At 71.0% G+C, this 17,070-nt stretch carries 22 protein-coding genes; 18 read left to right on the plus strand and 4 right to left on the minus strand.

Annotation, left to right across the window (positions count from 1 at the left end):
- Positions 1-2 precede the first annotated feature (2 nt).
- The 9 genes from ACZ6TV_RS43770 (at position 3) to ACZ6TV_RS43810 (ending at position 9,510) form a co-directional block, all read left to right on the plus strand.
- On the plus strand, positions 3-878 hold the full coding sequence (locus ACZ6TV_RS43770; protein ID WP_465305431.1) for an ABC transporter permease: 876 nt from the start codon (positions 3-5) through the stop codon (positions 876-878).
- A complete protein-coding gene (locus tag ACZ6TV_RS43775; RefSeq protein WP_465305433.1) occupies positions 875-1,666 on the plus strand; it encodes an ABC transporter ATP-binding protein in 792 nt (263 codons plus the stop codon). Before ACZ6TV_RS43770 ends, ACZ6TV_RS43775 begins: the two co-directional genes overlap by 4 nt.
- Positions 1,667-1,681: 15 nt before the next feature.
- Positions 1,682-3,115 carry a zinc ribbon domain-containing protein gene (locus ACZ6TV_RS43780; RefSeq protein ID WP_465305435.1) on the plus strand — a complete coding sequence of 478 codons (1,434 nt, stop codon included), beginning with the start codon at positions 1,682-1,684 and terminating at the stop codon, positions 3,113-3,115.
- Entirely contained in the window at positions 3,115-4,299 is a 1,185-nt protein-coding gene (locus ACZ6TV_RS43785) for an acetyl-CoA acetyltransferase (protein WP_465305438.1), read from the plus strand. Before ACZ6TV_RS43780 ends, ACZ6TV_RS43785 begins: the two co-directional genes overlap by 1 nt.
- The gene (locus ACZ6TV_RS43790) at positions 4,296-5,198 is read left to right on the plus strand and encodes an SDR family NAD(P)-dependent oxidoreductase (RefSeq protein WP_465305440.1); all 903 of its coding nucleotides are present in this window, start codon (positions 4,296-4,298) and stop codon (positions 5,196-5,198) included. The genes ACZ6TV_RS43785 and ACZ6TV_RS43790 overlap by 4 nt, the downstream gene beginning before the upstream one ends.
- A 7-nt stretch (positions 5,199-5,205) precedes the next feature.
- On the plus strand, positions 5,206-5,700 hold the full coding sequence (locus ACZ6TV_RS43795) for a VOC family protein (protein WP_465305442.1): 495 nt from the start codon (positions 5,206-5,208) through the stop codon (positions 5,698-5,700).
- A complete protein-coding gene (locus tag ACZ6TV_RS43800) occupies positions 5,700-7,211 on the plus strand; it encodes a class I adenylate-forming enzyme family protein (RefSeq protein ID WP_465305444.1) in 1,512 nt (503 codons plus the stop codon). The genes ACZ6TV_RS43795 and ACZ6TV_RS43800 overlap by 1 nt, the downstream gene beginning before the upstream one ends.
- Complete coding sequence (locus ACZ6TV_RS43805) at positions 7,208-8,752, plus strand: class I adenylate-forming enzyme family protein (RefSeq protein WP_465305446.1); 1,545 nt, start codon at positions 7,208-7,210, stop codon at positions 8,750-8,752. Before ACZ6TV_RS43800 ends, ACZ6TV_RS43805 begins: the two co-directional genes overlap by 4 nt.
- Positions 8,753-8,922: 170 nt before the next feature.
- Positions 8,923-9,510, plus strand: a complete 588-nt coding sequence (locus ACZ6TV_RS43810; protein WP_465305448.1) for a GNAT family N-acetyltransferase — start codon at positions 8,923-8,925, stop codon at positions 9,508-9,510.
- Between the two features lie 23 nt (positions 9,511-9,533).
- Here ACZ6TV_RS43810 and ACZ6TV_RS43815 read toward each other — a convergent pair whose 3' ends face one another.
- Positions 9,534-9,962 (minus strand): DUF3592 domain-containing protein, encoded by a 429-nt coding sequence (locus ACZ6TV_RS43815; RefSeq protein ID WP_465305450.1) that lies wholly within the window; start codon positions 9,960-9,962, stop codon positions 9,534-9,536.
- 69 nt (positions 9,963-10,031) lie between these two features.
- Here ACZ6TV_RS43815 and ACZ6TV_RS43820 point away from each other — a divergent pair, with 69 nt between their 5' ends.
- The 3 genes from ACZ6TV_RS43820 (at position 10,032) to ACZ6TV_RS43830 (ending at position 11,681) form a co-directional block, all read left to right on the plus strand.
- Complete coding sequence (locus ACZ6TV_RS43820) at positions 10,032-10,421, plus strand: AAA family ATPase (RefSeq protein ID WP_465305452.1); 390 nt, start codon at positions 10,032-10,034, stop codon at positions 10,419-10,421.
- Between the two features lie 18 nt (positions 10,422-10,439).
- Complete coding sequence (locus ACZ6TV_RS43825; protein WP_465305454.1) at positions 10,440-10,601, plus strand: hypothetical protein; 162 nt, start codon at positions 10,440-10,442, stop codon at positions 10,599-10,601.
- Positions 10,602-10,697: 96 nt separating this feature from the next.
- Positions 10,698-11,681 carry a hypothetical protein gene (locus tag ACZ6TV_RS43830; protein ID WP_465305456.1) on the plus strand — a complete coding sequence of 328 codons (984 nt, stop codon included), beginning with the start codon at positions 10,698-10,700 and terminating at the stop codon, positions 11,679-11,681.
- 95 nt (positions 11,682-11,776) lie between these two features.
- Here the strand turns inward: ACZ6TV_RS43830 and ACZ6TV_RS43835 are convergent, their stop codons facing one another.
- Positions 11,777-12,073, minus strand: coding sequence for a hypothetical protein (locus ACZ6TV_RS43835; protein ID WP_465305458.1), 297 nt, complete (start codon positions 12,071-12,073; stop codon positions 11,777-11,779).
- Between ACZ6TV_RS43835 and ACZ6TV_RS43840 the strand changes: the two genes are divergently transcribed.
- The 4 genes from ACZ6TV_RS43840 (at position 12,066) to ACZ6TV_RS43855 (ending at position 14,504) form a co-directional block, all read left to right on the plus strand.
- Positions 12,066-12,467, plus strand: a complete 402-nt coding sequence (locus tag ACZ6TV_RS43840) for a hypothetical protein (RefSeq protein ID WP_465305460.1) — start codon at positions 12,066-12,068, stop codon at positions 12,465-12,467. The two genes, ACZ6TV_RS43835 and ACZ6TV_RS43840, sit on opposite strands and share 8 nt — an antisense overlap.
- 119 nt (positions 12,468-12,586) lie before the next feature.
- Positions 12,587-12,961: a hypothetical protein gene (locus ACZ6TV_RS43845; protein ID WP_465305462.1), complete on the plus strand. Its 375-nt coding sequence runs from the start codon at positions 12,587-12,589 to the stop codon at positions 12,959-12,961.
- A gap of 56 nt (positions 12,962-13,017) precedes the next feature.
- Positions 13,018-13,629 (plus strand): YdeI/OmpD-associated family protein, encoded by a 612-nt coding sequence (locus ACZ6TV_RS43850; protein ID WP_465305464.1) that lies wholly within the window; start codon positions 13,018-13,020, stop codon positions 13,627-13,629.
- Between the two features lie 68 nt (positions 13,630-13,697).
- On the plus strand, positions 13,698-14,504 hold the full coding sequence (locus tag ACZ6TV_RS43855; RefSeq protein ID WP_465305466.1) for a hypothetical protein: 807 nt from the start codon (positions 13,698-13,700) through the stop codon (positions 14,502-14,504).
- 68 nt (positions 14,505-14,572) lie between these two features.
- On the opposite strand, the gene ACZ6TV_RS43860 is transcribed toward ACZ6TV_RS43855, so the two are convergent.
- On the minus strand, positions 14,573-14,959 hold the full coding sequence (locus tag ACZ6TV_RS43860; protein WP_465305468.1) for a hypothetical protein: 387 nt from the start codon (positions 14,957-14,959) through the stop codon (positions 14,573-14,575).
- A 52-nt stretch (positions 14,960-15,011) separates the two neighbouring features.
- Positions 15,012-15,674 carry a helix-turn-helix transcriptional regulator gene (locus tag ACZ6TV_RS43865; RefSeq protein ID WP_465305470.1) on the minus strand — a complete coding sequence of 221 codons (663 nt, stop codon included), beginning with the start codon at positions 15,672-15,674 and terminating at the stop codon, positions 15,012-15,014.
- On the opposite strand from ACZ6TV_RS43865, the gene ACZ6TV_RS43870 reads away from it, so the two are divergent.
- Positions 15,673-16,086, plus strand: a complete 414-nt coding sequence (locus tag ACZ6TV_RS43870; RefSeq protein WP_465305472.1) for an organic hydroperoxide resistance protein — start codon at positions 15,673-15,675, stop codon at positions 16,084-16,086. The two genes, ACZ6TV_RS43865 and ACZ6TV_RS43870, sit on opposite strands and share 2 nt — an antisense overlap.
- Positions 16,087-16,191: 105 nt before the next feature.
- Complete coding sequence (locus ACZ6TV_RS43875; protein ID WP_465305474.1) at positions 16,192-16,971, plus strand: SMI1/KNR4 family protein; 780 nt, start codon at positions 16,192-16,194, stop codon at positions 16,969-16,971.
- The last annotated feature ends 99 nt before the right edge of the window (positions 16,972-17,070 follow it).

The following is a 17,070-nucleotide window of genomic DNA, read 5'->3' on the forward strand; positions in this document are numbered from 1 at the left end:
ACGTGAGCCAACTCGAACTTGAGCTGAAGCCCGCCGAGGCGCCGCGCCGGTCCAAGCGGACGTCGGCGTTCTGGCTGGCGGTGCCGATCGCCGTGGTGGCCGTCGCCGTGTTCGTCCTGCCGCTGACCGGCCTGCTGCCCGCCGCCGGCCAGGACCTCGACGCGACCCGGCAACCGCCCGGCTTCCTGTCCGGCGGCTCCTGGTCGCACCCCCTCGGCACCGACAAGCTCGGCCAGGACCTGCTCACCCAGTTCATCGAGGCGGGCCGGCTCACCATCATGATCGGCCTGGTCGGCGCGGTCGTCGCGATCGGCCCCGGCACCCTGCTGGGCCTGCTCGCCGGGTACTTCCGCGGCTGGGTCGACCGGGTCATCTCCGTGCTCATCGACGCCCAGCTGGCCCTGCCGTTCATCCTCGTCGCCCTCGCCATCATCGCCAACCGCGGCAGCTCCCTGCCGGTGCTGTTCCTGGTCCTGGCGCTCACCGGCTGGGCCGTCTGCGCCCGGGTCACCCGCTCGGCGACCATGGCCATCCGGGAGCGGCAGTTCGTGCTCGGGCTGCGCGCCGCCGGCGCGTCGGAGCTGCGCATCGTGTTCCGGCACATCCTGCCCAACCTCGGCGGCACCATCGTCGCGCTCGGCACGCTGCAGGTCGGCACCGCGATCCTCATCGAGAGCGCGCTCAGCTTCCTCGGCCTGGGTGTGGTGCCCCCGATGAACAGCTGGGGCTCGCTGCTGGCCGCCGGTCAGGACGAGCTGAGCACGGCCTGGTGGATCGCGTTCTTCCCCGGCTTCGCGGTCACCGTCCTCGTGCTGCTGGTCAACCTGCTCGGCGACGCCCTGCTCACCCACTACGACCCCCGCAAGAGGCGCCGATGACCAGCCTGCTGCACGTGTCCGGCCTGTCCATCTCGGCCCGCCTCGCCAACGGGAGCCTCCGGCTGCTCGACGGTGTCGACCTCGACGTCGGCCGCGGCCAGATCGTCGGCGTCGTCGGCGAGTCCGGCAGCGGCAAGACCACCCTCGCCCGGTCCGTCGTCGGCCTCCTCGAACGCAACGTCACCGTCGAGGCCGGCGCCGTCGAACTCGCTGGCGACGTGGTGGTCGCGCCCGGCGTCGACCGCACCGACCGGATCCGCGGCACCGCCGTCGGCATGGTCTTCCAGGACGCGTCCCGGTCGCTGAACCCGCTGATGAAGGTCCGCACCCAGCTCGGCGAGGTCCTGCGCCGGCACGTCCGCGGCATCGCCAAGGCCGACGCCGAGCGGCGCTCGGTCGAGGTCCTCGAGCAGATGCGGATCAGCGACCCGGCCCGGGTCCTGGACAGCTACCCCCACCAGCTGTCCGGCGGGCTGCGCCAGCGGGTCGCGATCGGCCTCGCCGTCGTCACCCGCCCGTCGCTGGTCATCGCCGACGAGTGCACCACCGCGCTGGACGTCACCACCCAGACCAAGGTCGTCGGGCTGTTCCGCACCCTCGTCGACGAGCTCGGCATCGGCCTGCTGTTCGTCACCCACGACCTGATGCTCGCCAGCGACCTGTGCGACCGGATCGCGGTGATGAGCCGCGGCCGGGTGGTCGAGCAGGGCGGCGTCGAGGACGTCCTCGACCGGCCGCAGCAGGACTACACCCGGCGGCTGCTCGCCGCCATCCCCTCCTGGACCTGACCCGTGGAGTCACTCTTGCCTGATCAAGGGATCGACGCGTACGCGGCCTACCTGCCCGCCTACGTCCTCACCGACAACCGCCTCGACCCCACCGGCCCGCCCGCGTCGAACAGGTCGGCGCGCAGCGTCGCCGCGTACGACGAGGACGTCGTCACGATGGCCGCCGAGGCGCTGCGGCACCTGCCCGCCGCCCAGGGCCCGCTGCTCCTCGCCACGACGAGCGCACCCTACGAGGCGAAGACGGCCGCCGGGATCGTGCACGAGGCCCTCGGCCTGGAGCCCGGCGTCAGCGCCGCGGACCTGCGCGGGCACCGGTCCGGGGCGACCGCCCTGGACCTGGTGCTGCGGGCCGGTGCCGTCGCCGCCGCGGCCGACGTGCGCACCACCCGCCCCGGCGCCCCCGACGAGCTCGGCCAGGGCGACGCCGCCGCCGCGTTCGCCGGTGGCGGCGCGCGGGCCGCGGCGCTGCTGGGACGGGCCGGGCACACCACCGAGATCCTCGAACGGTGGCGGCTGCCCGGCGAACGCCACGACCGGGTCTGGGACGAGCGGTTCACCGCCGAGATCCTCGCCGCGGCCGGCGTCGACGCGGCCCGCCGCGCCCTCGCCGACGCGTCCCTGGACGCCGTCGACCACGTCGTGGTGTCGTCGTCGAACCCGCGGGCCGCGGCCGCGCTCCGCAAGGCGCTGCGCGGCGGTGGCCAGGACGCCGCCCTGGAACGGGCGACCGGCTTCACCGGCGCCGCCCACCCCGGGCTGCTGCTCGCCGCCGCGCTCGACGACGCCGAACCGGGGCAGACGATCCTGCTGCTGTCCGCGACCGAGGGGGCCGACGCGTTCGTGTTCCGCGCCGGCGACGGCGTCCGCGAGGCCCGCACCGGCCCGTCCGTGCGCGACCAGCTGGCCGCGCGGCAGAGCGTCGGCTACGGCCGGTACCTGCGCTGGCGCGGGCTCCTCGACGTGCAGGGACCCGCCCGGCCCGCGGCACCCGCGCCCGCCGCCCCGCCGATGCACCGCAGGTCCGGCTGGAAGTACCGCCTCGAGGGCAGCCAGTGCGGCGCCTGCGGCCGGGTCACCACCCCGCCGAGCCGGGTCTGCGCCGCCTGCGGCATCAACGCCGGTGAAAGCCGGGTCGGGACGACGGCGGCGCAGCGAGACGCAGGCATCGCCGGGGCCGGCGAGGCGAAGGTGTCGCTGCGGGACCGGACCGCCCGGGTCGTCTCCGTGACCCGCGACCACCTGACCACCATGCCCGAGCCGGAGGTCGCCGTCGTCATCGCCGACGTCGACGGCGGCGGCCGGCTCAGCGCCTACGCCACCGACGTCCCGCCCGGCGACGTCACCGTCGGCATGCCCATGACCCCGGTGTTCCGCCGGCTGTGGACCACCGACGCGATCCACAACTACTTCTGGAAACTCCGCCCGGCGCCGCTTACGGAAGGTCAGTGATGGGCAGCAGACGCACCACGCACGACGTCGCGATCATCGCGATGGGCTGCACCCCGTTCCGCGACCACTGGCACTCCTCCGCCGACGACCTGCTCGTCGACGCCGTGCAGGAGTGCGTCGGGACGCTGCCGTCGGTCACCCTCGACGACATCGACGCGTTCTGGGTCGGCACGCAGGGATCCGGCATGTCCGGGCAGACCCTCGCCCGGCCGCTGCGGCTGACCGGCAAACCCGTCACCCGGGTCGAGAACTACTGCGCCACCGGCTCGGAAGCCTTCCGCAACGCCGTGTTCGCGGTCGCCTCCGGCGCCTACGACATGGTCATGGCAACCGGCGTGGAGAAGCTCAAGGACTCCTCCTTCTCCGGGCTGTCGGCGGTGTACCCGCCCGACGACGGCACCGCCGTGGACTGGACCGCACCGGCCGGCTTCTCGTTGCTCGCCCCGGCCTACCAGGAGGCGTACGGCGTCGACGCCCGCGACATGCGCAGCGCCCTGACGAAGGTCGCGATGAAGAACCACGCGAACGGGGCGCTCAACGAACGCGCCCAGTTCCGCAAGGCGGTCACGGTCGAGACCGTCGAGAACTCCCCGCGCATCGCGGGGCCGCTCGGCGTCATGGACTGCTCCGGCGTGTCCGACGGTGCCGCCGCCGCCATCATCGTGCGGGCGGAGGACGCACACCGGTACACCAGCAAACCCATCTATCTGAAGGGGATGAGCTTCGTGGCGGGGTCCGGCGCCGGCCTGGCGTCCGACGGCTACGACTTCACCAGCTTCCCCGAGGTCGTCACCGCCGCCCGGCAGGCCTACGAGCAGGCGGGCGTCACCGACCCGGCCGCGCAGATCTCCCTCGCGGAGGTCCACGACTGCTTCACCCCGACGGAGGTGGTCCTGATGGAGGACCTCGGGTTCTCCGAGCGCGGCAAGGCGTGGCGGGACCTGCTCGACGGCCGCTACGACCTGGGCGGCGCGCTGCCGGTCAACACCGACGGCGGCCTGAAGTCCTTCGGCCACCCGATCGGCGCGACCGGGCTGCGGATGATGTTCGAGTGCTTCACCCAGCTGCGGGGCGAGGCCGGGGCCCGCCAGGTCCCCGACGCGAAGCTCGCCGTCGCGCAGAACCTCGGCGGCCAGCCGGGCTCCTGCGTCGCGTTCGTCGCGGTCCTCGGGAGCGAGCGATGAGCGGGGTCAGGCTGGACGGGCGGGTCGTGATCGTCACCGGCGCCGGCAACGGCATCGGCCGGGCGCACGCCCTGTCCCTCGCCGAGCACGGCGCGTCCGTCGTGGTCAACGACCTCGGCGGCGGCGTCGACGGTACGGGCACCGGCGGCGCGGCGGACAAGGTCGTCGAGGAGATCCGGGCGGCGGGCGGCACCGCCACCGCGTCCACGGACTCCGTCGCGACCCCGGCCGGCGGGGCGGCGCTCGTCCAGTGCGCGGTCGACGCGTACGGCAAGGTCGACGCCGTCATCCACAACGCCGGCATCCTGCGCGACCGGACCCTGGCGAAGCTCACCGACGACGACGTGCAGGCCGTCCTCGACGTGCACCTCACCGGCGCGTTCAACGTGCTGCGCCCCGCCTGGCCGATCATGGCGGCGCAAGGGTACGGCCGGGTCGTGCTCACCAGCTCGTCGTCGGGGCTGCTCGGCAACTTCGGCCAGTCCAACTACGGCGCCGCGAAGGCCGGCCTCGCCGGGCTCATGCAGGTGCTGTCCCTGGAGGGCGCCCGCCGCGGCATCCTGGTCAATACGATCGCCCCGACCGCCGCGACCCGGATGACCGACGGGCTGCTCGGCGACCTCGCCGACCGGTTCGACCCGCGGCACGTCGCCGCCGTCGGCACGTTCCTCGCCTCGGAGCAGTGCACGCTCAACCGGCACATCCTCACCGTCGGCGGCGGCCGCGTCGGCCGCATCTTCCTCGGTGTCACCCCCGGCTGGTACGGCGGCGCCGCGCCCGCCACGCCCGACGACATCCTCGCCTCGCTGGACGAGATCTGCTCCCTGGACGGCTTCATCGTCCCGGACAGCGGCGCCGACGAGGTCGAACTGATCCAGCAGGTACTTTCCGGAAAGTGAGCGATTGATGCCGGTCAGCGAAGTGCATCACGTGGCCATGACCGTCTCCGACGTGGACCGGGCCGCCGACTTCTACGAACAGGCCCTCGGCTACCGCAGGACCCTGCGCAGCGACGTCGGCGGGCCGGGGATCGAGGTGTCCCTCGGCCTGCCGCCCGGCACCACCGGCAAGGTGCAGTACATGCAGGGGCCGAGCAAGATCGGGCAGCTCGAGCTCATCGAGTGGAACGGCACCAAGACCCGGACCGCGACCGGCGGTCACCTCGAGCTCGGCACGTTCCTGCTCAGCTTCGAGGTGCCCGTCGAGGAGATCGGCGACCTGCACCGCAAGATGACCGAGCTCGGCGCGGAATGCCTCGGCGAACCCAACCGGGTGCTGCTGGAGAACTACGGCTACATCACCGCGTTCGCGGCCCGCGACCTCGACGGCAACCTGCTGGAGTTCGTGTCGCTGCCCAGCCGGGAGGAGATCCTGGCGTACCGGAACGGGACCGCGAACTGATGGGCGCCGCCAACTTCGCCGAGACCCTGCGGCTGCAGGCACTGCGGCGCGCGGACCGGGAAGCGCTCGTCGACGGCGCCGACCGCTGGACCTACGCCCAGCTCGACGCCGACGTCGACCGGCACGCCGCGGCCCTGCTGGCCGCCGGCATCGGGCCCTCGGACCTGGTCGGGGTGCTCGGCCGCAACACCGCCACCTACGTCCTGGAGCTGCTCGCCCTCGCCCGGATCGGCGCGATCTCGGTGCCGCTGAACTGGCGGCTGCACGCCAGCGAACAGACCTACGTCATCAACCAGGCCGGCATCACCTGCCTGCTCTACGACGACGACTTCGCCGACACCGCCGCGGAGCTCTGCGCCAAGACCGGCATCGCGACCGCGGTCGCCAACGGCACGCAGGTGGTCGGCGACGCGCACCAGCTGTCCGCGCTGCTCGACCGGCAGCCCGCCGGGGTCCGGGTCCCCGACGCGGAGAAGGCATCCGAGGACATCCACCGGCTGCTGTACACCTCCGGCACCACCGCACACCCGAAGGGCGTCATCCACACCTGCGGGAACCTCACCGCGAACCACCTCGCCCAGGTCCTCGAACTGGAGCTGACCCAGCACGACCGGATCCTGATCTCGGCGCCGCTGTTCCACGTCAGCGGCCTGGAGGCACCCGGCCTGGCGATCTTCACGGCCGGCGCGACGATGGTGCTCACCCCGACGTTCAAGGCCGCCGACATCGCCCGGATCGCGGCCGGGGAACGCATCACCGGCATGGTCCTCGCCGCGCAGATCCTGTTCGGCCTGCTCGACCTGCCGGAGCCGCCGGACCTGTCGGCGCTGCGGTACCTGCTGTTCGCCGGGGTCGCGCCCACCGTACGGCGGGACGTGAAGCGGCGGCTGCCGCACGTCCGGCTCATCGACACGTTCGGGATGACCGAACTGTGCAACGGCGTCTGCTACATGGACGCCGCGCACGAGGAGAGCAAGATGGGCGCGCTCGGCGCCCCGTTCCCCGGCGTGCACATCAGGATCGTCGACGAACAGTTCCGGCAGGTCCCGCCCGGCACCGAAGGGGAGATCATCATCCGCGGGGCGAAGATCTCGCCCGGGTACTGGAACGACGAGGAGGCCAACCGGCGCACCCGCCGCGACGGCTGGTTCCTCACCGGCGACGTCGGCCGCGTCGACGAGGACGGCTACCTGTGGTTCGTCGACCGCCGCACCGACCTCATCAAGTCCGGCGGCGAGAACGTCGCCGGCGCCGAGATCGAGCGGGTCATCGCGCAGCACCCGGACGTCGCCGAGGTCGCCGTCATCGGCGTCCCCGACCCGCAGTGGGACGAGGTACCGAAGGCGTTCGTCATCCTCCGCGACGGCGCGACGAGCACCGGCGAGGACATCCGGTCGCACTGCCGGGCCAACCTCGCCCGGTTCAAGGTGCCCAAGTACGTCGACGTGGTGGAGTCTTTGCCGCGCAACGACTCCGGCAAGGTCCTCAAGCGCGAGCTGAGGTCGGCATGACGACCGCGAACATCGCCGCGATGCTCGGCGGCAACGCGCTGCGCTTCGCCGACGCCGACGCGCTCGTCTTCGAGGGCCGGCGGTGGACCCACCGGCAGCTCGACGAGGACGTCAACGCCCTCGCCGCCGGCCTCACCGCCGACGGCGTCGAGCGGGGGAGCCGGGTCGCGATCGTCGCGAACAACGTGCCCGAGTTCCTCATCCTGTCCCTGGCCCTGTCGAAGCTCGGTGCGGTGTTCGTCCCGCTGAACTACCGGCTCACCGCCGGCGAGCTCGCCCAGCTGCTCGGTCACGCCGGCGTGCAGGCGGTCGCGACCGTGCCCGAGTTCGCGGCGCTGACCACCGCCGCGATCGCCGGCCTTCCGCATGTGCGCCGCCTCGCGCTGGAGCCCATCGACGGCTTCCTCGACCTGCGGGCACTCGTCGAGACGCACCGGGGGGAGCGGGTCGCCGACGCCGAGCTGGCCGACGGCGCCCTGCAGCGCATCATCTACACGTCCGGCACGACCAGCCTGCCCAAGGGCGTCATGCTCACCCACGGCAACGTGAACATGAACATGCACGCCCAGATCGTCGAGCTCGGCCTGCGCCCGACCGACCGGATCCTCAACTTCGCGCCGCTGTACCACGTCGGCGGCACCGACCTGCCCGGCTACGGCATCTGGCACGTCGGCGGCTGCATGGTGCTGCAGCGCCGCTTCGATCCCGCCGCGGTGCGGCAGGCCATCGAGGCCGAACGCATCACCGGCATGGTCATGGCCGCGACCATGCTCGACATGGTCCGCCGCTCGGACACGCCCGCGGACCTCTCATCGGTGCGGTGGCTCATCTACTCGCAGGTGACGTCGGCGCTGTTCGCCGTCGCCAGGGAGCTGTTCCCCAACGCGCGGCTGATCGAGGGGTACGGCCTCACCGAGACGTGCAGCGGGCTCACGTACCTCGACCACGCCCACATGGAGTCCAAGCAGGGCTCCGTCGGCATCCCGGTGCCGTGGGTCCAGGTCCGCGTCGTCGACGCCGACGACAACGACGTCCCCGTCGGCTCGAACGGCGAGGTCGTCGCCCGCGGCCCGAAGGTCAGCCCCGGCTACCTCGACGACCCGGCCGCGACCGCCCACGCCTTCCGCAACGGCTGGTTCCACACCGGCGATGTCGGCTGCTTCGACACCGACGGCTACCTGTACATCCGCGACCGCCTCAAGGACATGATCCGCAGCGGTGGCGAGAACATGGCGAGCGCCGAGATCGAGAACGTCCTCGCCGACCACCCGCTCGTCCTCGCCGCCTCGGTGATCGGTGCGCCGCACCCGAAGTGGCAGGAGGTCCCGGTCGCGTTCGTCATCGGCCGGCCCGGCCTGACCGCGGAGTCGCTCATCGAACACGCCCGGCAGCGTCTCGGCAAGTTCAAGGTCCCGAAGGAGATCTACCTCGTCGACGAGTTCCCGACCAACCCGTCCGGCAAGGTCCTCAAACGCACCCTCCGCGACCAACGCCCCACACTGCGCCCCGACTGGACCTACGAGCCGCATCCGCACGACTGACCGTACGTCACGCCCGGCAGCTCGGCCAGGGTAGTCATCAGCATGCGATCCCCCAGTCACATCAGCATGCATACGTCTGTCAATACGCCTGACCCGTTTCGCCGGACATCCTAGATCGGCGCCCGAGAAACTGCGGTGCGCCGGCCGACCACTGAAAGTAGGGTCGCGCCATGGACATCCGTAGCGTGACGCCGGGCGAAGAGCTGGCTGCCGAGGAGGTCGTCTCGGCGGCATTCGGCGAGCCACGGGACGGGCGCGTCGTGCAGATGATGCGAGGTCTGCGGGCCGGCGGAGCGGCCCGGGCGAGTCTGGTCGCTGTTGTCGACGACGAGCTGGTCGGGCACGTCGGTCTCTCCCGCGGCTGGGTGGACGCTCGACGCGAGGCGGTCGAGGTGCTGGTGCTCTCCCCGCTGTCGGTGCGTCCCGACCTCCAAGGCCGCGGCGTCGGCACCGCGCTGGTCGCGGCGGCGCTGCAGACCGCCGCGGATCGTGGCGCGCCGGCTGTCTTCCTGGAGGGCAGCCCGGAATACTACGGACCCCGCGGGTTCAGCCCCGCCTCCGCCCTCGGGTTCGACCGGCCCTCGACGCGCATCCCGGACCCGGGGTTCCAGGTGGCGCTGCTTTCGACGTACCAGCCGTGGATGATCGGCCAGCTGATCTACCCCGAGGCGTTCTGGGCCACCGACACGGTCGGTCTGCGTGACCCCGAGCTGGAGCGGGTGGAAGCGCTGATCGCGGCGGCGCGTACGGGAGACTGATGAAAGTGCGGTCCCTGTGCCGATCACGTTCGCCGCGCCGCCCGGGTGCGTCTGATGCGCAGCCAGGCCGTGAGCAGTGCCAGTGCCAGCAGGATGGCGGCGCCGGCCCAGCCGAACCTGGCGCCTTCGGGCCCGGCGGGGCGGCCGGCCTGCTCGACCGGGTCCCACGGGTTCTCCGGGTCGTAGCGGATGTCGACGCGCTCGCCCTTGCGCAGGTCCTTGGAGCAGGTGTCGCACGCCACCTCGGGGCGTTCACCGCGCTCGGTGACGAAGGTGACCTTCGCACTGTTGCCGTTCCTGCCGGACGTGCCCTGCTTCACGATCACCGCCTCGGTGGTGATGCCGAACCGGTCGAGCCGCTCACCTTTGTCGGCGAAGTACCAGCCGAAGAGGCCACAGCCGCCGGCGAGGATCAGCAGGACGACCGGAGTCGCCCACGACACCCTTTTCATGCGCTCACCATAAGCTCGACAGGGTCCTCGCCCATTGACCGAGTTTGCTGCGGAGCGGTACAGGTGGCCATGGCCGAGATCGGTGTCCACAGCGAAGATGCCGTACCGAATGGACTCGTCCTGCTTGTCGGGCCACCCGCGTCGGGTAAATCATCCTTTGTCCGCGCCTGGATCGAGCATGGCCGGCTGGATCCGGGTGGTGTCGTCTCCTGTGACGCCATCCGCGACGAGTTGTTCGGATCCCGCGTCGACGTTCGCGATGATCCGGCAGTGTTCGACGAAATGGACCGGCGCGTCGAGGCGCGGCTGAAAGCGGCCCTTGCCGTGGTGGTCGACGCGACCAACGTCATGCCCCACGCGCGGACCAGAATGATCGCGTGGGCCCGGCAGCACGGCCGCCCGACAACGGCGCTGCGATTCCGGGTGGCGGACGAGGTCCTGGTCCACCGCAATGCGTAACGCCGCAACCACGCACGCGTGCCCTCCGCCGATGTACTGCGCTATGCGGCGACCGCCGCGAGGCACACCAGCCGCGCCCAACTGATCGACGAGGGTGTCACCCTTGTCGTGGACGTGCCCGGCGAGTCGGAAGGCATGAGCCCGTCCCAGGCCGCAGCGACGTTCCGGCTCGCGGCGTAGCCCAGGGCCTGCGTCGGAGGTCGCGGTCCTACCGGACGTCGAAGGCATCCCAGGCCGGCGGAACGCGCCTCATGATCGGAGCGCTAGGGTACGCCGGTGGGTAGCAGGGTCAACTACGTCGTCGTCCGCGATGGCGAATGCACGGTGTACGCGTTGGGCGGCGGCTCGGGCCTGGCGATCGACTACGATTTCGCTGTCGGTCCCGAGGTGGTGCTGCGCCGGCTCGCGCATCTCGGCGAGTGCGCCGACGGTCCCTGGTTCAGCGACGTCATGTGTGAGGGCGGTGTCCTGATCGACCTGGACCGCCGGGTGCTGCTGCTGTTCAACACCCTGTTCAACCGGATGGTGTATCGAGCGGCGATGTTGCAGGCGTACGCGGCGACGTGGCCGGACTGGGACATCCGATGGGCCTACGACGGGATCGCAGATCTCATGGCGTACGTCGGGCTGGACCCGGCCACCGTGCGCGACGACGAGAAGCCGGACCACACCGAACGCAACGTATTCGAGCCTGATGACATCGTCGCGGCGATCGTCACCGTCCGTGGCGCCGACGGCCGCGTGCGTCTGTACGGGTTGAACCCCGTCGCGGTGTGGCAGCGTTGGCGGATGGGTCCCGGCCTGGTCGAGTGGGTCACCGCCGGGCCGGAGCTTCCCGAGTCCGCCTCGAACTCGCCGACCGCAGGCTTGGACCTTGACCCGCTCACCCGGCGGGCCGCCTTGTGGAGCGTCGAGCCGTTGCACGGCCTGCGGCAGCGCTGGGCTGAGCTTTGGCCCGGTTGGACGCTGGAGTTCTGGGGCGACGACTGGGCCCGTCAAGCGGTCCACGATCCGGACCGTCTGTACGACTCGATCCTGCCCCGAGCCATTACTCACGGGCGCGGGATGCTCGCCGACCGGCTACAGGTCCACTGGCCGGTCCGCTCGACGATGTTGCAGCGAGGCATGACCGAGAACGAGCTGCAGAAGATGTACGACGGAAACCTCGGCGGAATCCGCAGCCGACTGGATACCGACGTCACCGCCGAGCAGGTCGAGCGTTTAGCGGCACTGCTCCGCGGCCCGCAGACGATTTCCTAGCCCCGACGGCGCTGACGGCCGACCGGTTGCGGGGCACGCGCAGTTCTCCGGCGAAACGAACGTCACGCACCACAGCCCCGAGGATCGCGTGGGTGTCACGGCCCCCAGACGCAGAGCACGAACATCACGGCCACGGCGGCGATCACACCCGCGACGGCCAGCAGGCGCGCCACGACCGGGTTCGGCGACCGTGTCCTGCTCAACGGTTCGTCGGCGAGCTGTTCGACGCCGGTGCCGCCGGCCAGTCCGGTGATGAGCGAGTCGACCTTGTCCGGCGTGACGCCGTGGGCGGCCAGCCAGGCCGTGACGTCCGGTGGCCCGTGGTGGACCAGGGCGGCGGCGAAGTGCTCGGTGCCGAGGTGCTGCGTCCCACGGTTCAGGGCAATGCGCACCGACCGCTCGATGATCCGCTTGACCGACCGGTCGAACCGTACTTCCGTCACTGGCTGCACGAGCTCCGGGGGTTCGGGTACGGGCGACCAGAGCTCAGCGGTGTTGCCCAAAGGCCTGCCAAGGGCCATCGCCAGGTCCTGCGCCGTGATGTTCGACCGGCCCGCGGCGGCAGCGAGGCACGGCGTACGCCGGATCACCTTCTGCGCGTCGGTCGTCCACCCCATGATCATCACCGGAGTTGTACAGCCGGCCAGCGGCGATCGTCAAGACCAAGTGCTGATCGGGGCACCCGCGGTGACCTTCTTCAACTGGCCACCGATTACGCAGCGCCTGATCGCCGAGCTTCGCGATGTACTCGGTGGGCGCAGCGGGGTCGTTTCCAGCCACTGGTGAACGCAGCCGCCGCAGTGGCCTGACGCGTCTCGCCGGCGCGAATCCGGTGCTGTTGCATCGTGCCTGGCGCGCGGGTCGGGCTCGGGCCTGGAATGCCGGGGCCGTGCAAGAGTGTTCGGATGGAGCTTGACCCGCATGCTGTGTGGAACAGGGTTTGCGCGGCGGCGCCGCCGGCGGATGGGCTGGCGGGCGACCGGTATTTGTGGGCGGTGGTGGATATCTTCACCGCGATCTCCGCGGATGGCACCGAGAGTACGGTCGAGCGGCGTACGGCCGTGGAGATCGAGCAGGCTGCCACGGCACACGACTATTTCGGTTTGCCGCACCTTGGCGCCTGGATCCGGGGGCTGCCAGCGCGGGCGTTCGTGACCGAGTACTCGGTCCTGCTGCGCGAGTACATGAGCATGATCGTGGTGGACGATCGCGAAGTTCTGTGGGAAGCGATGGAACGCAAGCTCGCCGAACGGCCCGGCGACTTCAAGCGGACCGGTTGAAGGCACCAGCTCCGCGAGCGCGTCGCCATCCAGCATGATCGCTCCGCTAGCCTGTGGTGGTGGGAACCGAACTGGACGAGTTGGTCGTGGCGGACGGCGCGGCGCTGCGTGCGTGGCTGCTGGACAACCACACCGCGTCCCCTGGCGTGTGGCTCGCTCTGACCAGGAAGGACGGCTCCGTCACCACGCTGACCTGGCAGCACGCGGTCGACGAGGCGCTGTGCTTCGGCTGGATCGACGGGCAGGCCCGCAAGCGCGACGAAGGCAGCTCCTGGCGGCGGTTCACCCCGCGCCGGGCCCGCAGCGTCTGGTCCCAACGCAATGTCGCCAACGTGGCCCGGCTGGAGGCGGCCGGCCTGATGCTGCCCGCCGGCCGCGCCGCGGTGGACGCCGCGAAGGCCGACGGACGGTGGACAGCCGCCTATGCGCCGTCGTCGGAAGCGGAGGTACCGTCCGACCTGCGCGCCGCGATCGCCGCCGACCCAGCGGCGCAGGCGATGTTCGACGTGCTCACCAAGTCCAACCGCTTCTCCATCATCAGCCGGGTCAATGCCGTCAAGCGGGCCGAGACGCGCGCCCGGAAGATCGCCGAATTCGTGGCGATGCTCGCCCGGTACGAGACGATCCAGCCGCAGCGAGCCAGACCGACGGACCCGCCGGCATCATGACCCACACCTTCCGGCATCCTCATCCGCCGCTGAGGCCGGCAGTGGCGCGCCAGGCTCGGGAGCGCTGAATGGGCTACTACGGCACCTACGTGCTGGCCCGGTCGGCGACGCTGCTGCCGAACGTGCCCGGCATGCGGTCGGCCTTCGGCAGCCGGTGCATGCTCGTCGAACGGCACCAGGAGGGGTGGCAACTGGCCGGCCTCATGACGCCGATGTACCACGAGTGGCCGGCCATCCACGGCGGGCCGGTACCCCTGGCGATCTCCACCGGCGCGCCCGTGCTGGCGGTGGAGATCAAGGAGAGCTACTGCCTGCAGTTCGGTGGCGCGACCCCCGACGGCCGGCTGTGGCTGGCACACTTCGCCCCCTGGGCGGACAACGACAAGGGCTGCATCTTCGATCACCACGACGACTCCACGGTGCCGCAGCCCGCCGGCGTCGACGTGCCGGCGAACGACCTGGCCGGTCTGGCGGACCACCTGGCCGGCTGGGCCGCCGATGCCGGCCTCGACACCACCCCGCAACGGATCGCCGAGGCGATCGGCCCCGACACCGACGACGAGGCCATGAACGAACTGGTGCGGGCGCTCGGACTCGTGCCGGTGGACACGGTGTACCCGGCCGTCGAGCTCAACGACCTCGACTGGTCGGAGTGCTGGCAGCGCGCCGACAACGCCAGCGTACGGGTGATCCAGGAATGGAACCTCCGCAAGCGCGGCGACCTCGAGCCGCTGGACGACCGGCCGCCGCCGGGCGCCGACGAGTTCATCCGGTTCCTGGACCTGGTCGCCGACTCGATGTTCGGCGGCGGTCTCACCCGAGAAGAACTGCGCGCCGAGGCGGCCCGGCTGCTGGAGACGTACCCGCAGCCGTAGCCACAACGAAGCGGTCTGACGCCCACAAAGATCCGGACGGTGAGCGGCGCTGCGAGCAGGCGATGCCGTCAGCACGATTCTTCGATGACGAGCATGACCTGCCGATCCTGGTTTCTGAACTCGGCCAGCCAGAAGTAGCTGTGAGGCGGAGCTTCGCCGGCAGCGAAGGTCCGCACTCGCTCCAGCAGCGCTTCGCGCTCGTGGCCGGTCACCTCGCGCGGGTCGGGGCCATAGGCGTGCAAGACTCGCAGGTCGGGACGCTTCAAGAGCCGGCGCAGCGGCGGGCCGTCAGCGTCCATCCCCCGGCCGCGGATCTGCCAACTGGTGCCGTGTTCGTCGGTCCACCGGCGCTGCTTGATCGGTCGTGGCCATGCCCCGGCGACCTGCCCCCCGCCTGAACTCGCCGCGCGGAAGGCATCGGCGAACGACTGAGAATCCCCTGACCGGCGGCCCATGCCACATGGTCGCACGGCCGGTACCACCGCCGGTGCCGGAGCAAGGGCGGGACTACTTTCGCGAGTGTCGGCGGTACTGGCCGGGGGCCAGGCCTTGCTCCCGTTTGAACGCTTTGGCGAAGGCGAACTCGGAGGTGTATCCGGTGCTCTGCGCTATCGTCTGCACCGATTTGTCGCTGTCGCGCAGCAGGCGTGCTGCCAGGGTCATCCGCCACCAGGTCAGGTAACCGAGTGGTGGTTCGCCGACCAGTGAGGTGAACCGGCGGGAGAAGGCCGCCCGCGACAGTCCGGCCGTCGCGCCCAGCGCTTCGACCGTCCACTGCCGGGCGGGTTCCTGGTGGATGTGGCGCAGCGCCGCGGTGATCGCGGGATCGGCCAGCGTCGCGGCCCAGCCGGCGGCCGGGCCGCCCTCGGTCTGGTCGGCGAGCCAGGCCCGCAGGATGTACAGCAGCATCATGTCCAGCAGGGCCGAGACGACGGCTTCGGTGCCGTGGCCCGGGTCGGCGATCTCGTCGCCGAGCAGGTTGACGGCGGTGTGCAGCGGCGAGCGGCGGCCGAGGCGGGCCGGCAGGTGAATCACCTCGGGCAGCTCCTGGAACAGTGGATGCGGCCGGGTCTGGTCGAGCGTGTACGCGCCGCACAACAGGATCGTGGCGGCGCCTTCGCCGGTGTCGGCGCTCGGCGCCACCTCCGGCAGGGCAGAGGAGCAGGACATGAGCCACTACACCGCCGTCGCGACCGCCACCGGCCGTGACGGCCGCGCCTTCAGCTCGGACGGCGAGCTGGACGTCACGCTCGCCCCGCAGAAGGAGTTGGGCGGCACCGGCGACGGCACCAACCCGGAACAGTTGTTCGCGGCCGGGTACGCCGCCTGCTTCGCCACCTCGATGCAGCTGGTGGCGCGGCAGAAGAAGATCGACGTCTCCGGCATGTCGGTCACCGCTGAGGTCGGCCTCGTCCCGAACGGGCAAGGCGGCTTCCGTCTCGAAGTCGCCCTGCGGACGAAGCTGCCGGAAAACCTGCCCCGGGAAGCCGGTCGCGAGCTCATCGAGGCCACTCACCAGGTCTGCCCGTACTTCGACGCCACACGCGGCAACATCCCGGTCGAACTGCATTGCGATGTCTGAACCCGGCCGGCCTTGAACCGCCTTTGTACGATGCACCGCGCGATTCAAGATCATCGCGTCGAACGTATCCAAGGCATTCAGGAGTTTCCACATATGGTGTCCCAGTTGCAGTATCACGCGCGGTCGTTGGCCCTGGCGGGGCGGACCGCGGAGATTTCGCCCGAAGCCGTCGCGGCGGTCGACCGGTTCGCCACTGTGCGCGGTTTCCCGCTGCCCGCGTCGGTGCGGGAATGGTATTCACTCGCCGCCGGGCAGGAGACGCTGCGCGCGTTCAGCAACGACGACCGCGTGTACGCGGCGCACGAGCTGGGCCGGCCCGAGGAGTACTGGCCCGACGGTGAGCCCGACCAGGAATGCGAATGGGATCCGGTCGCCGACCGTCGGCTGCTGCCGTTCATGATCGAGAATCAGGGCGTCTGCTACTGGGCGGTCATGCTCGACGGCAGCGACGACCCGCCCGTGATGATCTCGTTCGACGACCTGGAGCCCACCGACGAGTGGACGACGCTCACGGCTTCGTTCTCTGATCTGGTGTACACCCGGATCTGGGACCACGGGGCGATGCACGGCGACCGGACGCTCCGGTCGCCGATCGCCGGCTTCGACCCGGCCGCCTGGGCGGGTCTCGGCACGCGGTTGGAGGAGCGGACCGGGGACAGCGACGGGCAGCGGCACCGGTTCGCCGGAAGCGGCGACGACCAGCGGGTCCTGCTGGAGAAGGACGCGTGGGGCGCGACCGGCCAGTGCTACCTGTGGGCGGCCACCGACGACCTGCTCGTCGACCTCGTCGCCACCGTACGGGCATCCAGCGGTCTGGCGACGCGGCTCAGCGCGTACTGGGGCGAGGGGACCCTGGACCGCATCGGTCACCGCCTGGAGGCCTGACCAATCGCGGTTTTGGCTAACCGCTTCAGAGAGCGCTCCCAGCTGCGGGTACCCGGCGGGCGCCGCAGGTCAGTGGCGCGTTACAGCGCCCTGGCCTGC

The sequence above is a fragment of the Dactylosporangium sp. NPDC051087 genome (assembly GCF_055586325.1).